The sequence below is a fragment of the Kitasatospora sp. NPDC004240 genome, assembly GCF_053603215.1.
Genome location: NZ_JBSGFD010000043.1, coordinates 1 through 17522 on the forward strand (window position 1 = coordinate 1; position 17522 = coordinate 17522).

A 17522-nucleotide genomic window follows, 5' to 3' on the forward strand; every position below is an offset into this window, starting at 1 on the left:
GCGCGAGGCCCCGCGCCGACCGCTGCTGGCCGCCGCGGCCGTGGCGCTCGTGTCGCTGCTGATCTACGCCGTCGTGCGGCACTTCGTCGGCACCTCGATGGTCGACATGATCGTCTACCGTGCGGAGGGCGCGGCCGTCGCCGACGGCGGCGACCTCTACGGCCTGCGGGTCACCGAGTGGAACCTGCCGGCCACCTACCCGCCGTTCGCCGCGATGCTGTTCGTGCCGACCACCTGGTTCGGCATCGGCTTCCTGCGGGTGGCGATCACGCTCGGCAACATCGGGCTGCTCGGACTGCTCGCCCACCTGTCGTTCAAACTCGTCGGCTGGCCGCGCCGCGAGCTGCGCCCGGTCGGCGTGCTCCTGATCGCCGGCCTCGGCGTCTGGCTCGAACCCGTCTTCACCACGCTGCGGTACGGCCAGATCAACCTCGCCCTGGCCTGCCTGATCCTCTGGGACCTCACCCGCCCGGACGGGCGGCGCAGCAAGGGCGTGGCCATCGGCATCGCCGCCGGGATCAAGCTCACCCCCGGCCTGTTCGCCGTCTACCTGCTGATCACCGGCCGGATCCGGGCCGCCTTCGTGGCCGGCTTCACCTTCCTCGCCACCTTCCTCCTCGGCGCGCTGGTCCTGCCGGACGCCACCTGGGGCTTCTGGACCAAGTACCTCTACGACTCCTCCCGGGTCGGCAAGACGGAGATCGTCGACAACCAGTCCGTACGCGGCGCCGTCGCCCGGCTGCTGCACACCCCCGAGCCCGGGCTGCTCGCCACCGCGGCCGGCGCCCTGGTCGCCGTGGGCGGCCTCGCCGTCGCCGCCTGGGCCGCCAACAGCGCCCGCTGGCTGCCGCGCTCCGAGGCGTGGGGGGTCTGCTGCGCGGCCGTCACCGCCGTCCTGATCTCCCCGATCAGCTGGACCCACCACTGGGTCTGGTGCGTCCCGGTGCTCGTCCTGCTCGCCTGCGAGGCCGCGACCGAGCACGCCCGTCCGGCGACCGTCCGGCGGCTGCGCTGGCGGGCGGTGTTCGGGGCGACGCTGCTCGGCTACTTCTCCTTCGCGATGTGGGTGGTCCCGCACAAGGGCGACCTCGACCTGCACCTCGGCCCGCTCAGCCAGATCCCGGCCGCCGTCTACCCGCTGGTCGGGATCTGCTTCCTGCTCGTCGCGGCGCTGCGCATAAGGGCGCGCAGGCTGGCCGCCGGTGCCCCGCTGCTACGGGTGCCCGGCCAGCGCTCGGGCGACCGGCCCGGCCCCGCGCACGACCGTCAGCAGGCCCCCGCGGCCCGCTGAGCCCGTCCGCGCCGGGGCGGTGGTGCGGCCGGTGCCGTCCCGTCCGCGGTCGCGGACCGCCAGGCTCGGGGCTCGATGCGTCACGTCGGTGGCCCGGTGCGTCACGTCGGCGACCCGGCGCGTCACGCCAGCAGCTCGGCGAGCGAGCCGTCCAGGTCGAGCGCGGCCAGCTCGCTGCCGGGCGGGACCAGCCGGTGCGCCCGCTCCAGCCACGCCGCCACCGCCGGCAGCGGCGCCTCCAGCAGCGCGTCACCGGCCGGGGAGCTCAGCGCCAGGCAGAGCACGCTGCGCCGTCCCGTGGAGGCGCCCCCGGCCGAGGAGCGGGGCAGCGTCGGCCAGATCCGCACGTCCCCCTGGCCGCACGGCCGGAAGGTCCCCTCCACCAGCAGCTCCCGGGCGAACACCCAGGTCACCGGCGAACCGGTGTCCAGGTGGAAGGTCATGTGGACCGCGTACGGGTCGTGGCTGCCGTACGACAGCCGGGCCGGGACGGGCACGCTGTGCTCGGGGGAGAGCACCAGGTTGAGCTCCAGTTCGTGCTCGACGACGCCCGCCGGGCGCTCCATGCGCTCCATGATCGGCTTCCTCTCTGCCTTGGGTTCATGCCCGTTTCCGGGCCCTTCCACCTTTGAGAGCGCGGCCCACGCGGGCCCTTACACAGGTTTTCGCGATTTCTTTGCGGGGCTCGGTGAGGAGTGGTGAACGCGGGTCGGCCGGCGCGTGAGCGGGTCCGCGCGCCGGGGGGTGGGGGAGGGGCGGCGGCGGGCGCCCGGCGCGGGCCGGGGTCCGGTAGTACCCCGAATGGACCTGCGCTGTCCGGTGAATGGCCAACTTCCAACCAGAACGCCGCCGAAGTACTACCCTTTGTGACTGCCCCGCGACTGTCCGCCCATCGGCGGCGCCCTGCGCGCCGACGGCGAATCCGCACGTCGGGCGCGCCGCATCGGCCCTGCCAGGAAAGAAGACCCCCATGACGGACCGGCCTTACGGTGGTGGCGCGGACACGGCCGTAGGCCCCACGCCGGGCTACTACCCCGACCCCTCCGTCCCCGGTTTCGTCCGCTACTGGGGCGGCGCCTCCTGGGTGCCCGGCACCAGCCGGCCCGCCCCCGCCGAGGGCGAGGTGCTGGAGCCGCCGCGCTTCGCGGCCCGCCACCGCCCGCCGGTCGGTGCCCGGTACGTACCGCCGCCGGCCGCCCCGGCCGGGGAGTCCGCGACGGGGCCGGAGCCGGGAGAGGGGGCGGGCGCGGGGGTCGAGCAGGCGTCGGGGCCCGGGCCGGGGGACACCGGGCCGGTGTACTTCGACCAGACCACGGGCGGGGCCTCGTTCACCCTCGCGCCGCACGTCGAGCGGGAGCTGGAGCTCGGGCTGGAGCTCCGGGCCGGCGCCGCCGCCGAGGAGGCCCGGCAGGCTCCCGGGGCGACCGGGGCGACCGGCTGGCAGGCGGACCCGCGGGAGCAGCGGGGGCTGCTGGAGCCGGGCGGGGCCTCGCGGCCGATCTCCTGGGGCGTGCAGCCGGCCCCGGGGGAGACGGCGGTGGAGCCCGTCGGGATCGTGGCCGGTTCCGCGGCTCCGGACGATGTCGCCGCCCAGGGCGGGTCGGTCGGGGCCGCCGAGGTGCGGGAGCCCGAGCCGGTCGCGGAGCCCGTACCCGCGTCCGTGCCCGCGCCCGCGCCTGTCGCCGTACGGGCCGCGCCGACGCGGGAAGCCGTCCAGGTGACCATCCCCGCTCCTTCCTCCGCCTCCGCCTCCGCCTCTGCCCCTGCCTCCGCCTCTGCCCCTGCCTCCGCCTCCGCCTCTGCCCCTGCCTCTGCCTCGGCCTCTGCGCCTGCCTCGGCCTCCGCCCCGGCCCGGCCGCGACCGGCCGCGCGTCGGCGACGGCCCGCGGCGCTGCCGCCCGCCGGGCCCGTGCGCCGGCTCGCGGCCCGGGTGGTGGACACCGCCGTGCTGGTCGTGGTCGCGGTCGCGGCCGGTCTGCCGCTCGGCAACTCGGCCGCCGCCCACGTCGAGCAGAAGCTCGCCCAGGCACGGATGGCCAGCACCCTCAGCCGGCACCAGGTGCAGGTGTGGCTGGTCGACGGGGTGGTGCTGGGAAAGGTCGCGGTGCTGCTGGGGATCCTGGTGTTCGTCGGCGTGCTGTACGAGGTCCTGCCGACCGCCCGCACCGGCCAGACCTTCGGCAAGCGCCTGGTGGGCATCCGGGTGGTGGACACCCGCACCTCGCTCGGGCCCGGTCCGATCGGCCTGCGCCGCTCGCTGCTGCGATGGCTCGTCAGACAGGCCGGGGTGCTGCTGCTGATCGGCGTCTGCTGGCCGCTGTTCGACCGTTCGGCCCGGCGCGGCTGGCAGGACCGGGCGGCCGGCACCCGGGTGGTCCGGGGCTGAGCCCGTCCGCCGTGCCGACCGGCCACGGCGCAGACCGGCCGCAGCGTCGGCGCCCCAGGGCGAGCCGGGCAAAACGGACTGAATATCCCAAGCTCGAACAATCCCTGATGTTCTACTCGGGTCATGAGTACCCACGACCCCTCAGGCCCCGAGCCGGAGGGGGGCGGCACGCCCTCCTTCGACAAGCAGCCCCCGCGGCAGGGCGGCGGCACTCCGGAAGGTACGCCGTCCGACCCGTACGGCAACCAGCCGCCGCCCGGCGGCCCGTCCGACCGGCCGGGCGCCTACGGCGGAGAGTACGGCGGCGCCCCCGGCGGCTCCCCGTACGGGCAGAACCCCTACGGCCAGTCCCCGTACGACCAGCCGCCGCCGGGTTACGGCCAGCCCGGTCACGGGCAGGCGGGCCCCGGACCGGTGCCCGGGATGCCGCCGCTCGGCAGCTGGCCCAACCGCATCCTGGCCCGGCTGATCGACTACCTGCTGGTGCAGGTCGTCGCGATCCTCATCGTGCTGCCGTTCGCCAGCCTCACCGACCGCTCGGGTTCGGCCGGTTCCTTCTGGCTGGCCTGCGCGATCTGGCTGATCTACGAGGGCGTGATGGTCAGCCGCGACGGCCAGACCCTCGGCAAGAAGGCCATGAAGGTCCGCGTCGCCATGCTCATCGACGGCAGCACCCCGACCCCGGCCGCCTCCTGGACCAGGTCGGCGGTCTTCATCCTGCCCGCCGTGGTCTGCTGCGCCGGCCTCTGGTGGTTGATCGACGGGCTGTTCGGGGTCTTCGACAAGCCTTACCGCCAGTGCGTCCACGACAAGGCGGCCAAGACGGTGGTGGTCTCCACGGCCTGAGCTCCGGGTGCCGGGGCCGGGGCCCGCGCGGACGGTACCGCCCGGTGGCGCGTCAGTGCTGCCGGGCGTACTCGCGCGCCGCCCCGGAGGCACCCGCGGTACCGGGCCCCCCGGAGGCACCGGCGGCCGGCCCGGGGCGGTGACCCGGCGCGGCGGAACGGGCGGTGACGGACATCGACAGCAGCGTCGCCAGCGTCCCGAGTGCGAGCGCGAACGCCACCAGGACGGCCACCTGCAGGACGCCCGTGGCGCCCGAGACGGCCAGCAGCGCCACCACGGCGGCGACGACGGTGAGGGTGCCGGTGCAGAGCTGGGCGGCGGTGGGGCGCGTCATGGCGGTCGGTCCTTCACGCGTCGGGTTCGTCGGGCCGGGTCGGTGCGGGGGCCGGCCGGGACCGGTGGGTCCGTACAGGAGTCCTACCCGGCAGGGGAGTTGGGTAAGTCCAGGCTAACCCGCCGGATCCGGGGCACGGGGGGCGCACGGGCTCACCCACGGGTCGTCCGCCCCGGTCGGTACGGTGAGCACCGCCGGCCCGGGTCCGCCCCCCGCCGGCACCCGCGCATCCGCACCGCCCGCACCCGGGCACTCCAGGGGGACCGAGCATGCCCATTCCCGCCGACTGGCCGACCACCGAGGCCGAGGCCCTCGCCGAACAGGAGCGGCTGCGCCCGCTCGTCCTCCCGTACGGCGGGGCGGCCCCCGCCGACGGGCTGATCGCCGGGGTCGACGTCGCGTACGACGACGAACGGGACCTCGTGGTCGCCGCCGCCGTCCTGCTCGAACGCGACGGCCTGACCGTCGTCGAGGAGGCCACCGCCGTCGGCCGGATCGCCTTCCCGTACGTCCCCGGGCTCCTCGCCTTCCGCGAACTCCCCGCCGTCCTCGACGCACTGGCCGCCCTCGGCCGCACCCCCGACCTGGTCGTCTGCGACGGCTACGGACTCGCCCACCCCCGCAGGCTCGGACTGGCCAGCCACCTCGGCGTCCTCACCGGCCTGCGCACCCTCGGCGTCGCCAAGACCCCGTTCACCTTCGACCACCGCGAACCGGGAGCCGAGCGCGGCGCCTGGACCCCGCTCGTCGACACCGCCACCGGGGAGGAGGTCGGCCGCGCCGTCCGCACCCGGCCCGGCGTCAAGCCCGTCTTCGTCTCCGTCGGCCACCGCATCGGGCTCACCGAGGCCGTCGACACCGTCCTCGCCCTCGCCCCGCGCTACCGCCTCCCCGAGACCACCCGGCACGCCGACTCCCTCTGCCGACGGGCGCTCGCCGCGCGGACGGGCGGGGCGGGGGAGCGGACCGGTTGAGCGGTTGAGCCGTTCTCAGGGACTGAAGAACCGGCAGTTACCCGGCGGTTCCGCGCCCGTCGGCCCTGCCCGGGGCCCGCGGCGCGCGGCGCGGGCGGCATTCTGGTTGACCGGAGCATGTGTTAGACATGTCCTTCCGGGACCCGGCACGCGCGGCCGGGACACACGGCTACGGGCACGGGGGAGGCACCGGGAGTGGGTACGGGCACGGGTTCGACCGGCGGAGGAGCCGCCGGTTACCGCGTGGAGGTCGAGCAGCTACGGGCGTTCGCCGCCCAGGTGCGCGGCCTGCTGGCGGAGTTCCAGAACCAGGCGGACGGCAGCAAACTGCACGGCCAGAGCGGCGTCGGCAAGACCGCCTTCGGCACCTTCGCCGAGGCCGTCGACATCCACAACCGCTACCAGGTCATGCGCGACAGCCTGCGCGACGTCCTCAACCAGCTCCAGCAGGCCGTCGACGACGCCCAGCGCAAGGCCGAACTCACCGCCACCAACTACGAGGAACACGAGCACAACACCTCGCAGAAGCTGAAGGTCAAGCTCGGCGAGGACGGCTGGTCCGTGGCCAACCCCTCCGCCACCAGTGCCGCCGCCTACACCCGGACCGTCGCCCCGGCCCGGCACGCCGACGGGAAGAACACGTGGTGACCGCGACCGCTCGTACCGCCGGGGCCGCCGGGACCGCAGCGGGGTGGGGAGAACGCCGATGAGCTACACCGACTTCCACCAGTACAGCCACGGCGACCTCCGCAAGATGGTGCAGGCCCTCAACTCCGGTGAGGTCATGGCCGCCGGAGACCCCTGGCGCCGTGCCGCCACCACCCTCAAGGCCATCCGCGCCACCCTCACCCGGGCCAGCACCGACGCGGCCGTCAGCTGGGAGGGCGTCACCAGCGACGCCTTCCACAGCCGGATGCTCCACCTCGCCAACACCATCAACAACGCCGCGTCCTACGCCAACGACGCCGCCAACACCCTCAAGTCCATGGCCGAGGCCATCGACCAGGCCAAGCGCGAGATGCCCGAGGAACCGGGCAACTGGGACAAGCTCAAGGACGGCGTCGGCGACACCCTCTCCTCCGCGTTCGGCGGCGACGACGAGGACACCAAGACCCCGGTCGCCGACCAGAAGCGCGCGGAAGCCATCGCCGTCATGCAGACGCTGGCCCTCAAGTACCGCACCGCGGCCCCGATCCTGAAGCCGGTCCCCCCGGCTCCCCCGCCGCCGCCAGGCAAGGGCGGCCGCAACGACGAGTTCCAGGAGCAGCCGGACTCCGGCTCGGCGGCCATCGGTGCCCTGATGGCCGGTAGCGGTCCGTTGACCGGCAGCACACAGCAGAGGAGGTCCGGGAACCCGGCGCCGTCGGCACCGAAGTCGATCACGCCCACGGCGCCCAAGCGTGCGCCCGCTCCGCCGCCCCCGCCCACTGACGCCGGAATCAAGGGCGGCACCGCTCAGACGATCCCGAAGCCCCCGTCCACCGCCAACGTCGGACCGGGGACGGGGCTCGACAGCGCGAACCACACCCTGCCCTCCACCTCGAACAACACCACGACGACGCCGACCACCACAGGTCCGGGGACGGGGACCAACCCCAACCAGCCCGGCACCCCTCCCGGGGGTCAGGGAAGCGGCTACGGCAACAAGCCCTTCAACGGCGGTGGTTCCTCCGAGAAGCCCCCGGGTGGCAGCCAGCCCAAGACCGGCGGCCCGACGGGCAAGGCACCGGCAGGTGGCACCAACCCGATCTCAGGGCCTGCGGGCACCCGTGCGGGGAACGCGTTCGGCACGGGTGGGATCCAGGGCGGCGGCCTCGGTCCCGTCGGCGGCGCCGCCCGCGGTGGCAAGGCCGTAGCCGACACAGGTCGCCGGTCCGGAAGTGTCGTCGGCGGGAGTGAGCACGCACCTGCCGGATCCAGTGGGAAGCGGGCGGCGTTCACCGAGGGCGGCTCCGGCCTGGGCGCTCGTGGCCGGATCAAGAGCGAGATGGGTGCCACCGCCGGTATGAGCGGGATGGCTCCCGGGATGCCGATCGCCAACGCCCAACGCCGGAAGAAGGACGAGGAGAACGGCGGCAAGCGCCCCGACTACCTGGTCGAGGACGAGGAGACGTGGGCGTCGGACAAACCGAGGAACCCGAACGTGGTGGAATGACCTTCGGTCGTGGGAGGACCGGCCGAAACTGACCGCTTCGCTGAGTGAGGTGACCTGGCTTGACGAGCAGCCGATGGGTGAGGGGAGCGGCCGTCGTTGCTGCCGGGAGCCTGTTGTGGGCGAGTGCGTCCACACCCGCGGCTGCGGATCAGGTCCGGGACTCACAGTGGGCGCTGCAGAAGTACGAGGCCAAGAGCCTGGTTTGGCCGGTGAGCCAAGGAGACGGTGTTGTCGTCGCGGTCGTGGACAGCGGCGTCAACCCGAACCATCAGGATCTGGTGGGCCAGGTCGTGCCCGGCGCGGACTTCAGCGGTGAGAAGACCGATGGCAGGGTCGACACCGATGGCCACGGCACCGGGATGGCGAGCCTGATCGCCGGGCATGGACACGGCCCCGGTGCCGACTCCGGCGTGATGGGTCTTGCACCCAAGGCGAAGATTCTCCCCATCAGGCTCAACTGGAGCGAGGATGCCCCGGCGCAGCAGAGTTCGGACATCGGACAGGCCATCCGCTTCGCGGTCGACCATGGGGCCAAGGTCATCAGCATGTCGATCGGTGGCTATTCGCGGCTCGACTCGCAGGCGCGGGCTGCCATCAGCTACGCCGTGTCCAAGGATGTCGTGCTGGTCGCGTCCACCGGCAACGGCGGGGGAGTCCAGTCGGCCCCGGTCGAGTACCCGGCGGCCTTTCCCGGCGTCGTGGCGGTGGGAGCGGTCGACTCCGAGGGATTCATGTGGGAGAAGTCGACGGCCGGCCCCGAGACGACGATCGCAGCACCCGGTGTCGGGATATACACCGCATCGGGGAAGTCCAACACCAGCTACGGGGTGGGAAAGGGTACCTCCGGGGCCGCGGCGCACGTCTCCGCGACCGCCGCCCTCATTCGGGCGAAGTACCCCAGCCTCTCCGCCGGGCAGGTCATCAACCGGATGATCAAGAGCGCCACGCCTCCGCCGGACGCGTCGTCGGTGCCCAACAACCGGTACGGGTACGGGATCCTCGCGCCCGCGAAGGCGTTGGAGGCCAATCCCGCCGTGGACAACGGTCCGCGGGAGAACCCGCTGGTGGCGCGCGCCGAGTCGCAGGGGCCGCCGCCGGCGAGTGAGCCCACCGCCGAGCCCGGGGACGGGGCGAGCGGGTATCCGCCGGCGCCGGGGGCGGCGACCGGGGAGAACCGGGGGATCACGTACACGCTGTACGGGATGGCGGCGCTGGTCGGGCTGGTGCTCGTGGTGCTGGTGGTGATCCTGGTGGTGCTGCGCCGGCGTCGGCGCCGGCGGGCGGAGGTGCCCCCGGCGCCGGTGTACGGCTACGCCCCGCCGCCGCAGGGCCCGCCGTATCACTGAGCGTGGTGCCACTCGTCACGCAGGGCGGCCATGTGCAGGACGTCGTACCGCTCGCCGTCCCAGAGGTGGGCCTGGCGGGCGCGGCCCTCGTGGACGAAGCCGGCCTTCTCGTACGCCCGGGCGGCGCGCGGGTTGTAGGAGTAGACCTCCAGCGAGACGCGGTGGAGGCGGACCTCCTCGAAGGCGTACCGGAGCAGTAGCCGGGTGGCCTCGGTGCCGATGCCGCGGCCGGTGCTGTCGGGGCCGAGGGCGATCCGGAACTCGGCGCAGCCGTTGTCCCGGTCGAGCTCGTTGAGGACGGCCTCGCCGAGGAAGCGGCCGGTGGCGGGGTCCTCCACGGCGAGGTCGAGGCGGTCGGGCTGCTCGGGGCGGCTCGCGCACCAGTCGCGGATCTCGTCCCGGGTGAAGTCCCGGCGGGTGCCGGTCAGGCGGTTGGTCCCGGGGTCGCCGAGGGTCCGCCACATCGCGTCGGCGTGGCGGGCCTCCAGGGGCACCAGGCGGACGGTGGGACCGATCAGGGTGGGCTTCCGGGCCAGCGCGGCCTCGTCGATCACGGTGGTGGCCTTCTCAGAGCTTCTGGTACATGACGTGCAGGCCCACGTAGCCCTTGTCGGGGTGGTGGAAGGCCTCCGGGACGGTGGTGAGGATCTCGAAGCCGAGCGACCGCCACAGGGCCACGGCCCGGTGATTGGTCTCCACCACGGCGTTGAACTGCATGGCCCGGTAGCCGTCGGCGCGGGCCTGGTCGAGGACGTGGGCGCAGAGCGCGCGGGCGACGCCGCGGCCGGAGTGGCGGGGGTCGACCATGAAACCGGCGTTGGCGACGTGGGAGCCGCCGCCGTGCTGGTTGCGGTGGATCTCGGCGGTGCCGAGGACGGTGCCCCGCTCGTCGACGGCGACGAAGGTGCGCCCGGGTGCCTCCTTGAGCCACATCGCGCGGGCGTCGGCCTCGTTGATGTCGCGGTCCCAGGTGAAGGTGTCGCCGGCGGCGACGATGTCGTGGAGGAACGGCCAGATCGCCGGCCAGTCGTCGGGGGTCGCTTCGCGGATGAGCATGGTGTCCAGCATCTCCCGGACCGTCCCGTCCGGACCAGCGGTTTTCGCCGTGCACGATCCGTGGCGGCTCCCGACGGGCGTGGCAGCATCTGGGCGTCCGCTGGCGGTTACGCCGCTGGTGGCGGGGCCGGGGCGGCGGCCATGCTGGGCACATGACCACTCCCGACAGCACCGCTCCCGCCGCCGACCCGACCGCTCCCGCGAACGCCGCCGGGGCCACCCCCGCGACCGCTCCCGAGGACGGGATCACCCCGGACACCAAGGACTGGACCTGGGTGCTGGAACGTCCCTGCCCGGACTGCGGTCTGGACACCCCGGCCGTGGCCCCCGAGGACGTGCCCGGCCTGATCCGTGCCAACACCGCGGTCTGGGCGGCCCTGCTGGAGGGCGAGGACGGGGCGCTGCGCCGCCGGCCCCGCCCGGACGTGTGGTCGGACCTGGAGTACGCGTGCCACGTCCGGGACGTCTTCCGGCTGTTCCACGTCCGGCTGGACCTGATGCTCGACCGGGACGACCCGCTGTTCCCCAACTGGGACCAGGACGAGACCGCGGTCACCGCCCGCTACGGCGAGCAGGACCCGAAGGCGGTGGCGCTCGACCTGGCCGACGGTGCCGCGGTCCTGGCGGACGCCTTCGCGCGGGTCGCGGGCGACCAGTGGGCGCGGACCGGACGACGGAGTGACGGCGCGCGCTTCACGGTCGAGTCGTTCTCGCGCTACCTGATCCACGACCCGGTCCACCACCTGTACGACGTGACGGGCGAGCGGGTCGACGCGGCCGGGGCGCGGGAGGTCTGAGGGGGCCGCGGGGCGCGGTCCGGCGGTGCCGGCCCCGCGCCCGGGGTCTGCGATGACGGGGTCTGCGGTGGCGGGGCGCGCGGCGCTCGGCGGGGGTCACCAGCCGGAGGCCTCGCGCAGCATGGTGCGGCGCAGTCGGCCGGCCACGCTGGCGGTGTCGGTGCCGATCACGTCGGCGATCTCGGGGGCGGCGAGCCCGACGACGTAGTGCAGGATCGCCAGGTCGTCGTCGGCGGCGTGGTGGTCGCGTGCGCGGTCGCCGCAGCGCAGGGCGTACTCGCCGACCGCGCCGCGCAGGATCTGCCAGGCGTTCGCGGTCGGGTTGGAGCTGCCGAGCAATTCGCGCCAGTGGACGGCGATCTCGGCGAAGGCCTGTTGCACGGCGCCGGAGGCGTCGCTCTGGTCGGGCAGCCAGACCCGGGCGTAGCTCAGGTACCGGGGTCGGTGCAGCTCGCAGAACGCCGCGAACTCCAGCGGTACGTCGGGCGGTTCGCCGGGCCTCGGGGGCGGCTCGGCGGTGCTGTCATGACGGTTGGTCATCTCTGCTTCTCGCCACGGGAGATGGGCTGCTGACGGGGTCGATCACGTGTGCTCACTCTACGGTAGGCGCTCGGTGCACTGGGTTACCAATCGGATTGAATGCCCGGAACGCGCCGCCGCTCGTCCGGTTCCACGGGGGTCCGGCGCCAGGGGTCGGTGGGAGAGGGGTGCGCAGCGGCACCCGGGGGGTTGTTGCGAGCACGTCGCAGCTGGTCAGAGGCGGTAGAACGGCAATAGCCGCAAGGCAGTTGATGTGCCACCGTAGGGCCTATGGAGGCTCACGTCCACGCCCGCGACAGTCATCCGCACCCGCACGAGCATTCCCACCCGCACCGTGATTCCCACTCGCACGACGGCGCACACCAGGCCGCTCACCACCATGGGGACGGTCACCCGCACGGCGACGCGCACGGGTATGCGCACGAGGGCGCGCACGAGCACTCTCACGACGGTCCGCGCGCCTCCCCGCGCCACCGGCCCGCCCATCTCCGCCAAGGAATCGCCCATCTGCGCCACCGGTGGGGCCATGAGCTCGCCCATCTGCTGCGCCCGCACTCGCACGACGCCGCCGACCGGGTGGACACCGCGCTGGAGTCCTCGGCCGAGGGCCTGCGCACGCTCCGGACGTCCCTGGTGGTGCTCGGCGCGACCGCGGCGCTGCAGGCCGTGACCGTGGTGCTCTCCGGCTCGGTCGCGCTGCTCGGCGACACCGTGCACAACCTGGCCGACGCGCTGACGGCGGTCCCGCTGGGCATCGCCTTCCTGCTCGGCCGCCGGGCGGCCGACCGCCGCTACACCTACGGCTACGGGCGGGCGGAGGACCTGGCCGGGGTGGCCATCGTGTTGGCCGTGGCGGCCTCGGCGGTGTTCGCCGGGTTCACCGCGGTGGAGCGGCTGCTGCACCCGCGCCCGGTGGACCACCTGGGGGCGGTCGCGGTCGCGGCGCTGGTGGGCTGCCTGGGCAACGAGTGGGTGGCCCGCTACCGGATCCGGACCGGTCGGCGGATCGGTTCGGCGGCGCTGGTCGCGGACGGGCTGCACGCCCGCTCCGACGGGCTGACCTCGCTCGCGGTGCTGCTCGGGGCGCTCGGCGCCGCGGCGGGCCTGCCCTGGGCGGACCCGGTGGTCGGGCTGCTGATCACGGCGGCGATCCTGCTGGTGCTGCGCGGCTCGGCGCGCGAGGTGGGCCGGCGGCTGATGGACGCGGTCGACCCGGCGCTGGTGGAACGGGCCGAGGCGGCGCTGCGCGCGGTGGACGGGGTGCGCGCGGTGGGCGGGCTGCGGATGCGCTGGATCGGCCACACGCTGCGGGCCGAGGCCGAGGTGGTGGTGGACGGCGCACTCACGGTCGCGCAGGGGCACACGGTGGCGGTGGCGGCGGAGCGGGCGCTGATCGGGGCCGTCCCGCGCCTGCTGGCCGCCACCGTGCACATCGACCACACCGAGCACGCCGGGTGCACCGATCACGCTGATCACGTCGGCCACGCCGAGCACGCCCGTCACGCCGAACAGGCCGGCCGCACCGAACGATCCGACCACGCCGAACGATCCGGCCGCACCGAACGGGCCGGCCACGCCGGTCACGACGGCCACACCGAGCACGCAGGTCTTCCGGGGAACGCTGCCCGTACCCCGCGGACCGGGCCCGGTGAGCCGTCCGCCCCCGCCGTGTCCGACGGTCATCCGCGGCAGGGTCACGCGCGGGCCGCGTGACCTCCGCCCACCCCCGCTCCGCCGGGGTTCAGGGAGCCCGGCGCTCCACCGGGGGGAGCCGGTCGTCGACCGCGTTCTCGCGCTCGACCTGGACCGGGAAGCACTCCACGGCGCGCCGCCCGGCCAGCCGGGCCGCCGGGGCGCCCGCCGTTCCCGCTGCCGCGCCGACCGCTCCGGCCCGGCCCGCGGTGGTGTGTTTGCGGCCGTCGACGGGCTTTCTGACGGCCCGTTCGGCGTGTTCCTCGGCCGCCTGTCTCGCCGCCAGGTAGGCCTGGACGGCCGCCATCCCGTAGACGGGCTGGATCAGTTGATGGCCTTTGAAGAAGGGTCGGGCCGGGGCGAAGCCGGCGGCCACCACCAGGTCGCGGATCTCGGCTATCTCGGCCTCGCTCCGGGCGGTGAACCGGACCTCCCAGCCCTTTTTGTACGTATGGCCCTGTTCGCCGGTGCGGCGGGCCGGGTCCGGCCGGCGGACGTATCCGGGCAGTCGGCCGAGTCGGAGCTGGGCCGCGCGTAGGCCGGCGGTCTCGTCACGTGACATGAAGGTAAGGGTAGGCAATGCGGAGTGGTGAGGTGACTCCTGGTATGCCTTTACCGTACACCTGTGGTCACCGACCGTCAGACTTCCTGGTCAGCGATCGAATCTGATCGAGTGCGACAAGCGTATGATCGCCCATTACTCCAAATGGGTGAGGGTATGGGGACTTTAGTACGGGTAGGTCCCCGTTTCGCGACGGTTGGGTAACAGTGCGTCAGGCCGCCGATGGCGCGCCCGGGGTGTTGGGGATGGTGTCGGCATGAGCTACCAGATCCCCTCCCCGCCGCCCTCCCTGGAGGAGCTGGCGAAGCGTCAGCAGAACGTCATCACCGCGAGCCAGCTGCGCGCCCGCGGCGTGCCGGCCCGGGTGATCAGCGAGCACTGCCGCCGCGGCGGCCCCTGGCAGCGGCTGCTGCCGCGGGTGTACCTGCTGCAGTCCGGCGAGCCCACCCCGGAGCAGCGGATGTGGGCGGCCCTGCTGTACGCCGCGCAGAACGGCCGGGAGGAGGGCCGCCGCGAGGGTGCGGTGATCACCGGTGCGGCCGCGCTCGCGCTGTACGGCTTCAGCGCGGTGCCCCGGCTGCCGGCCGTCACCGGGGTGGCCGTCCTGGTGCCCCGCCAGCGCCGGCTGAAGGATGCCGGCGAGGTGCGGATCCGGCGCACCGAACGGGAGTTGGTCGCCCGGTCGGTACACGGGCTGGCCTGCGCGCCGGTGGCCAGGGCGGTCGCGGACGCGCTGCGCGAGTGGGCCGACGAGGGCGTGCCGGACTGCGCCGAGGCCGGTTCGCGGCTGGTCCGCGCGGTGCTGCGCGAGGCGGTGGCCCGTCCGGAACAGCGCTGCACGCTGCGGGAGTTGATCGCCGAGCTGGCCGAGTCGGGGCTGGCGGAGGACGTCCGGGTCCGGGCAGCCCTGGACGAACTCCTCGCCGCCGAACGGGAGTCGGTGCTCGACCGGGTGGGCGAGCTGGTGGACGAGTGGCTGCTGCCGGTCCCGCTGACCGGCCCGGAGCTGCGGATGCGCGGCGGCACGTACATCGCGGTGCCGGACCTCTACTGGCCGCAGGCCGGGGTCGCGGTGGAGGTCGACTCGGAACTGCGCTGCGTCAGCGAGGGGGAGGAGGCCTGGGTGCGCGGCGGCCAGCACCGCATGGAGTACCTGGGGGTGCGGGTGGTCTACGTGTCCGGCGACCGGCTGGCCGCCGAGCCGGACGCGGTCGGCGAGGAGCTGCGGGAGGCGTTCCGGGCGGGCGGCACCGACGTGGTGGAGCTGCTGGTCGCCGAACGGTGACCGGCCGCCGGAACGGGCCCGTTCCGTACCGGCCCCGGCACGCCCGTGCCCGGCCCGCCCTGTTCGCTCGTCCCGAACCCGGTCAGGCCGCCCCGGTCAGGCCGCCCGCACCACCGGCGTGCCGACCAGCTCCACGCCGGCCGCCCGCAGTTCCTCCAGCGCGGCCTCGGTGGTCGCCGGTGCGACCCCGGCGGTCAGGTCCAGCAGCACCCGGGTGGTGAACCCGGCGCGGGCCGCGTCCAGGGCGGTGGCCCGCACGCAGTGGTCGGTGGCGATGCCGACCACGTCGACCTCGCCGACCTGACGCTCGCGCAGCCACTCGATCGGCCCGCGGCTGTTCTCGTCCAGTCCCTCGAACCCGCTGTACGCCGCCGAGTAGGCGCCCTTGTCGAACACCGCCTCGACGGCCCCCGAGATGACGGAGGGCGCGAAGTTGGGGTGGAAGCCCACGCCCTCGGTGCCGGCCACGCAGTGCACCGGCCAGCTGTCGACGTAGTCGGGCTGCTCGGAGAAGTGCTCGCCCGGGTCGATGTGGTGGTCCCGGGTGGCGAGGATGTGCTGGTAGCCGGGGGAGGCCTCGGCGATCAGGTCGGTGATCGCGGCGGCGACCTCGGAGCCGCCGGCGACGGCCAGGCTGCCGCCCTCGCAGAAGTCGTTCTGCACGTCGACGACGATCAGTGCCCGGTGCATCTCTACGCATCCTCGGTCGGGGGGCCTGCGGCCCCGGCGGTGCGCGCCCCGGCGGCGGGCACTCCTGGGAACTCTGGGAATTCTCTGGGAACTCTACGGCCGACTCTAGGGAGTGGCGCGCGGAGGCGGAAGGGCTGTGACCGCCCCGGCCGGACGGACCCGCCCGACCGTACGGGGCTGTACGCGGCCGTACGGGCCGGCGCGCCCGCCGTCCGGGTCAGACCCGCAGCTCGGTGGCCAGCACCGGTTCGCCCTTGGACAGCTGGGTCGCCGACAGCGGCAGCCCGGCGCGCGCCCGGACGTGCCGTTCGCGCGCGGCGGCCAGCGGTTCGCGGCCGACCACCTCGCCGCCCAGCACCAGCGGCACCTGCACCAGGTGCGGGGCGAGTTCCGCCGGGAGGGGGCCGGTGCCGACCACCTCGGCCTCGGCGACGCCGTCCGCGTCGGGCCGGCGGGCGGCCCACTTGCGGCCGCCGACGCTGCTCTTGGCACCCGCCGAGCGCTTGGCGACCGGCACCAGCGGGCCGCCGTCGTCCTCCTCGCGGGCGACCAGCTTGTAGACCATCGCGCAGGTGGGGTGGCCGCTGCCGGTGACCAGGCTGGTGCCGACGCCGTAGCCGTCCACCGGGGCGGCGGCGAGCGCGGCGATGGCGTACTCGTCGAGGTCGGAGGTGACGATGATCCGGGTCCGGTCGGCGCCCAGCTCGTCCAGCTGACGGCGGACCCGGTGGGCGAGCAGGGTCAGGTCGCCGGAGTCGATGCGGACGGCGCCGAGCTCCGGACCGGCCACCTCGACGGCGGTGCGGACGGCCTCGCGCAGGTCGTAGGTGTCCACCAGCAGCGTGGTGCCGCGGCCCATCGAGGCGATCTGCGCCCGGAAGGCGTCCCGCTCGCTGTCGTGCACCAGGGTGAAGGCGTGCGCGGCGGTGCCGGTGGTCGGGATGCCGTGGACGAAGCCCGCCTCCAGGTCGGAGGTGGCGGTGAAGCCGGCCACGTACGCGGCGCGGGCGGCGGCGACGGCGGCCCGCTCGTGGGCGCGGCGGGCGCCCATCTCGATGCAGGGGCGGCCGCCGGCGGCGGCGGTCATCCGGGAGGCGGCCGCGGCCACCGCCGAGTCGAAGTTGAGGATCGAGAGGATCACCGTCTCCAGGATCACCGCCTCGGCGAAGGTGCCCTCGACGGTGAGCAGCGGCGAGCCGGGGAAGTAGACCTCGCCCTCCGGGTAGCCGTGGATGTCGCCGGTGAAGCGGTAGTCGGCCAGGAAGCGCAGGGTGTCCTCCTCGACCACGCCCTGCCCGGCCAGCCAGTCGAGCTGGGCGCTGGTGAAGCGGAAGTTCTCCACGGCGTCCAGGACCCGGCCGGTGCCGGCCACCACGCCGTAGCGGCGGCCGTCGGGCAGGCGGCGGGTGAACACCTCGAAGACGGAACGGCGGTGCGCGGCCCCGCTGCGCAGGGCGGCCTGCAGCATGGTGAGCTCGTAGCGGTCGGTGAGCAGCGCGGTCGAGGCGGCCGCGGGCACGGAAGTGGCGTCCATGAGGATGATGCTACTACCACTTAGCGTCAAAGTG

The 17522-nt window shown here is 74.2% G+C and carries 17 protein-coding genes and 1 pseudogene; 10 read left to right on the plus strand and 8 right to left on the minus strand.

Features of this window, described 5'->3' with window-relative positions:
• Nucleotides 1–1291 (plus strand): glycosyltransferase 87 family protein (locus ACWEQL_RS14210; RefSeq protein WP_452150518.1); only part of this gene is annotated, 1291 nt, incomplete at its 5' end.
• A 122-nt stretch (nt 1292–1413) separates the two neighbouring features.
• Here the strand turns inward: ACWEQL_RS14210 and ACWEQL_RS14215 are convergent.
• Complete coding sequence (locus ACWEQL_RS14215) at nt 1414–1866, minus strand: SsgA family sporulation/cell division regulator (RefSeq protein WP_452150519.1); 453 nt, start codon at nt 1864–1866, stop codon at nt 1414–1416.
• Between the two features lie 395 nt (nt 1867–2261).
• Between ACWEQL_RS14215 and ACWEQL_RS14220 the strand changes: the two genes are divergently transcribed.
• Nucleotides 2262–3677, plus strand: coding sequence for an RDD family protein (locus ACWEQL_RS14220; RefSeq protein ID WP_452150520.1), 1416 nt, complete (start codon nt 2262–2264; stop codon nt 3675–3677).
• Between the two features lie 123 nt (nt 3678–3800).
• Nucleotides 3801–4523, plus strand: a complete 723-nt coding sequence (locus tag ACWEQL_RS14225) for an RDD family protein (protein ID WP_452150521.1) — start codon at nt 3801–3803, stop codon at nt 4521–4523.
• Nucleotides 4524–4575: 52 nt separating this feature from the next.
• On the opposite strand, the gene ACWEQL_RS14230 is transcribed toward ACWEQL_RS14225, so the two are convergent.
• Nucleotides 4576–4857: a hypothetical protein gene (locus tag ACWEQL_RS14230; RefSeq protein ID WP_452150522.1), complete on the minus strand. Its 282-nt coding sequence runs from the start codon at nt 4855–4857 to the stop codon at nt 4576–4578.
• A 269-nt stretch (nt 4858–5126) separates the two neighbouring features.
• Between ACWEQL_RS14230 and ACWEQL_RS14235 the strand changes: the two genes are divergently transcribed.
• The 4 genes from ACWEQL_RS14235 (at nt 5127) to ACWEQL_RS14250 (ending at nt 9332) form a co-directional block, all read left to right on the plus strand.
• Complete coding sequence (locus tag ACWEQL_RS14235; RefSeq protein WP_452150523.1) at nt 5127–5831, plus strand: endonuclease V; 705 nt, start codon at nt 5127–5129, stop codon at nt 5829–5831.
• A gap of 243 nt (nt 5832–6074) precedes the next feature.
• A complete protein-coding gene (locus tag ACWEQL_RS14240) occupies nt 6075–6479 on the plus strand; it encodes a hypothetical protein (RefSeq protein WP_452150524.1) in 405 nt (134 codons plus the stop codon).
• 58 nt (nt 6480–6537) lie between these two features.
• Nucleotides 6538–7986, plus strand: a complete 1449-nt coding sequence (locus tag ACWEQL_RS14245) for a WXG100 family type VII secretion target (protein WP_452150525.1) — start codon at nt 6538–6540, stop codon at nt 7984–7986.
• 209 nt (nt 7987–8195) lie between these two features.
• Nucleotides 8196–9332: a S8 family serine peptidase gene (locus ACWEQL_RS14250; RefSeq protein WP_452150526.1), complete on the plus strand. Its 1137-nt coding sequence runs from the start codon at nt 8196–8198 to the stop codon at nt 9330–9332.
• On the opposite strand, the gene ACWEQL_RS14255 is transcribed toward ACWEQL_RS14250, so the two are convergent.
• Together ACWEQL_RS14255 and ACWEQL_RS14260 are read right to left on the minus strand one after the other, a co-directional pair.
• The gene (locus ACWEQL_RS14255; protein ID WP_452150527.1) at nt 9326–9886 is read right to left on the minus strand and encodes a GNAT family N-acetyltransferase; all 561 of its coding nucleotides are present in this window, start codon (nt 9884–9886) and stop codon (nt 9326–9328) included. The genes ACWEQL_RS14250 and ACWEQL_RS14255 overlap by 7 nt on opposite strands.
• Nucleotides 9887–9899: 13 nt before the next feature.
• Nucleotides 9900–10388, minus strand: coding sequence for an N-acetyltransferase family protein (locus tag ACWEQL_RS14260; RefSeq protein ID WP_452150566.1), 489 nt, complete (start codon nt 10386–10388; stop codon nt 9900–9902).
• 152 nt (nt 10389–10540) lie between these two features.
• Here ACWEQL_RS14260 and ACWEQL_RS14265 point away from each other — a divergent pair, with 152 nt between their 5' ends.
• Nucleotides 10541–11185, plus strand: coding sequence for a DinB family protein (locus ACWEQL_RS14265; RefSeq protein WP_452150528.1), 645 nt, complete (start codon nt 10541–10543; stop codon nt 11183–11185).
• Nucleotides 11186–11281: 96 nt separating this feature from the next.
• Here ACWEQL_RS14265 and ACWEQL_RS14270 read toward each other — a convergent pair whose 3' ends face one another.
• On the minus strand, nt 11282–11725 hold the full coding sequence (locus ACWEQL_RS14270) for a hypothetical protein (RefSeq protein ID WP_452150529.1): 444 nt from the start codon (nt 11723–11725) through the stop codon (nt 11282–11284).
• Between the two features lie 270 nt (nt 11726–11995).
• Here ACWEQL_RS14270 and ACWEQL_RS14275 point away from each other — a divergent pair.
• Nucleotides 11996–13219: pseudogene (locus ACWEQL_RS14275) on the plus strand (cation diffusion facilitator family transporter); the annotation flags it as partial.
• A gap of 247 nt (nt 13220–13466) precedes the next feature.
• Here the strand turns inward: ACWEQL_RS14275 and ACWEQL_RS14280 are convergent.
• A complete protein-coding gene (locus ACWEQL_RS14280; protein ID WP_452150530.1) occupies nt 13467–13979 on the minus strand; it encodes a hypothetical protein in 513 nt (170 codons plus the stop codon).
• A 256-nt stretch (nt 13980–14235) separates the two neighbouring features.
• On the opposite strand from ACWEQL_RS14280, the gene ACWEQL_RS14285 reads away from it, so the two are divergent.
• Nucleotides 14236–15264, plus strand: coding sequence for a hypothetical protein (locus ACWEQL_RS14285; RefSeq protein WP_452150531.1), 1029 nt, complete (start codon nt 14236–14238; stop codon nt 15262–15264).
• A gap of 96 nt (nt 15265–15360) precedes the next feature.
• Here ACWEQL_RS14285 and ACWEQL_RS14290 read toward each other — a convergent pair whose 3' ends face one another.
• The gene (locus ACWEQL_RS14290) at nt 15361–15954 is read right to left on the minus strand and encodes an isochorismatase family protein (protein WP_452150532.1); all 594 of its coding nucleotides are present in this window, start codon (nt 15952–15954) and stop codon (nt 15361–15363) included.
• 217 nt (nt 15955–16171) lie between these two features.
• Nucleotides 16172–17488: a nicotinate phosphoribosyltransferase gene (locus ACWEQL_RS14295; RefSeq protein WP_452150533.1), complete on the minus strand. Its 1317-nt coding sequence runs from the start codon at nt 17486–17488 to the stop codon at nt 16172–16174.
• Between the last annotated feature and the right edge of the window lie 34 nt (nt 17489–17522).

Coding starts and splice junctions, on each gene's coding strand:
- ACWEQL_RS14215 (WP_452150519.1), bottom strand. CDS start 1,866: ATGGAGCGCATGGAGCGCCCGGCGGGCGTCGTCGAGCACGAACTGGAG.
- ACWEQL_RS14220 (WP_452150520.1), top strand. CDS start 2,262: ATGACGGACCGGCCTTACGGTGGTGGCGCGGACACGGCCGTAGGCCCC.
- ACWEQL_RS14225 (WP_452150521.1), top strand. CDS start 3,801: ATGAGTACCCACGACCCCTCAGGCCCCGAGCCGGAGGGGGGCGGCACG.
- ACWEQL_RS14230 (WP_452150522.1), bottom strand. CDS start 4,857: ATGACGCGCCCCACCGCCGCCCAGCTCTGCACCGGCACCCTCACCGTC.
- ACWEQL_RS14235 (WP_452150523.1), top strand. CDS start 5,127: ATGCCCATTCCCGCCGACTGGCCGACCACCGAGGCCGAGGCCCTCGCC.
- ACWEQL_RS14245 (WP_452150525.1), top strand. CDS start 6,538: ATGAGCTACACCGACTTCCACCAGTACAGCCACGGCGACCTCCGCAAG.
- ACWEQL_RS14260 (WP_452150566.1), bottom strand. CDS start 10,388: ATGCTCATCCGCGAAGCGACCCCCGACGACTGGCCGGCGATCTGGCCG.
- ACWEQL_RS14265 (WP_452150528.1), top strand. CDS start 10,541: ATGACCACTCCCGACAGCACCGCTCCCGCCGCCGACCCGACCGCTCCC.
- ACWEQL_RS14270 (WP_452150529.1), bottom strand. CDS start 11,725: ATGACCAACCGTCATGACAGCACCGCCGAGCCGCCCCCGAGGCCCGGC.
- ACWEQL_RS14280 (WP_452150530.1), bottom strand. CDS start 13,979: ATGTCACGTGACGAGACCGCCGGCCTACGCGCGGCCCAGCTCCGACTC.
- ACWEQL_RS14285 (WP_452150531.1), top strand. CDS start 14,236: ATGAGCTACCAGATCCCCTCCCCGCCGCCCTCCCTGGAGGAGCTGGCG.
- ACWEQL_RS14290 (WP_452150532.1), bottom strand. CDS start 15,954: ATGCACCGGGCACTGATCGTCGTCGACGTGCAGAACGACTTCTGCGAG.
- ACWEQL_RS14295 (WP_452150533.1), bottom strand. CDS start 17,488: ATGGACGCCACTTCCGTGCCCGCGGCCGCCTCGACCGCGCTGCTCACC.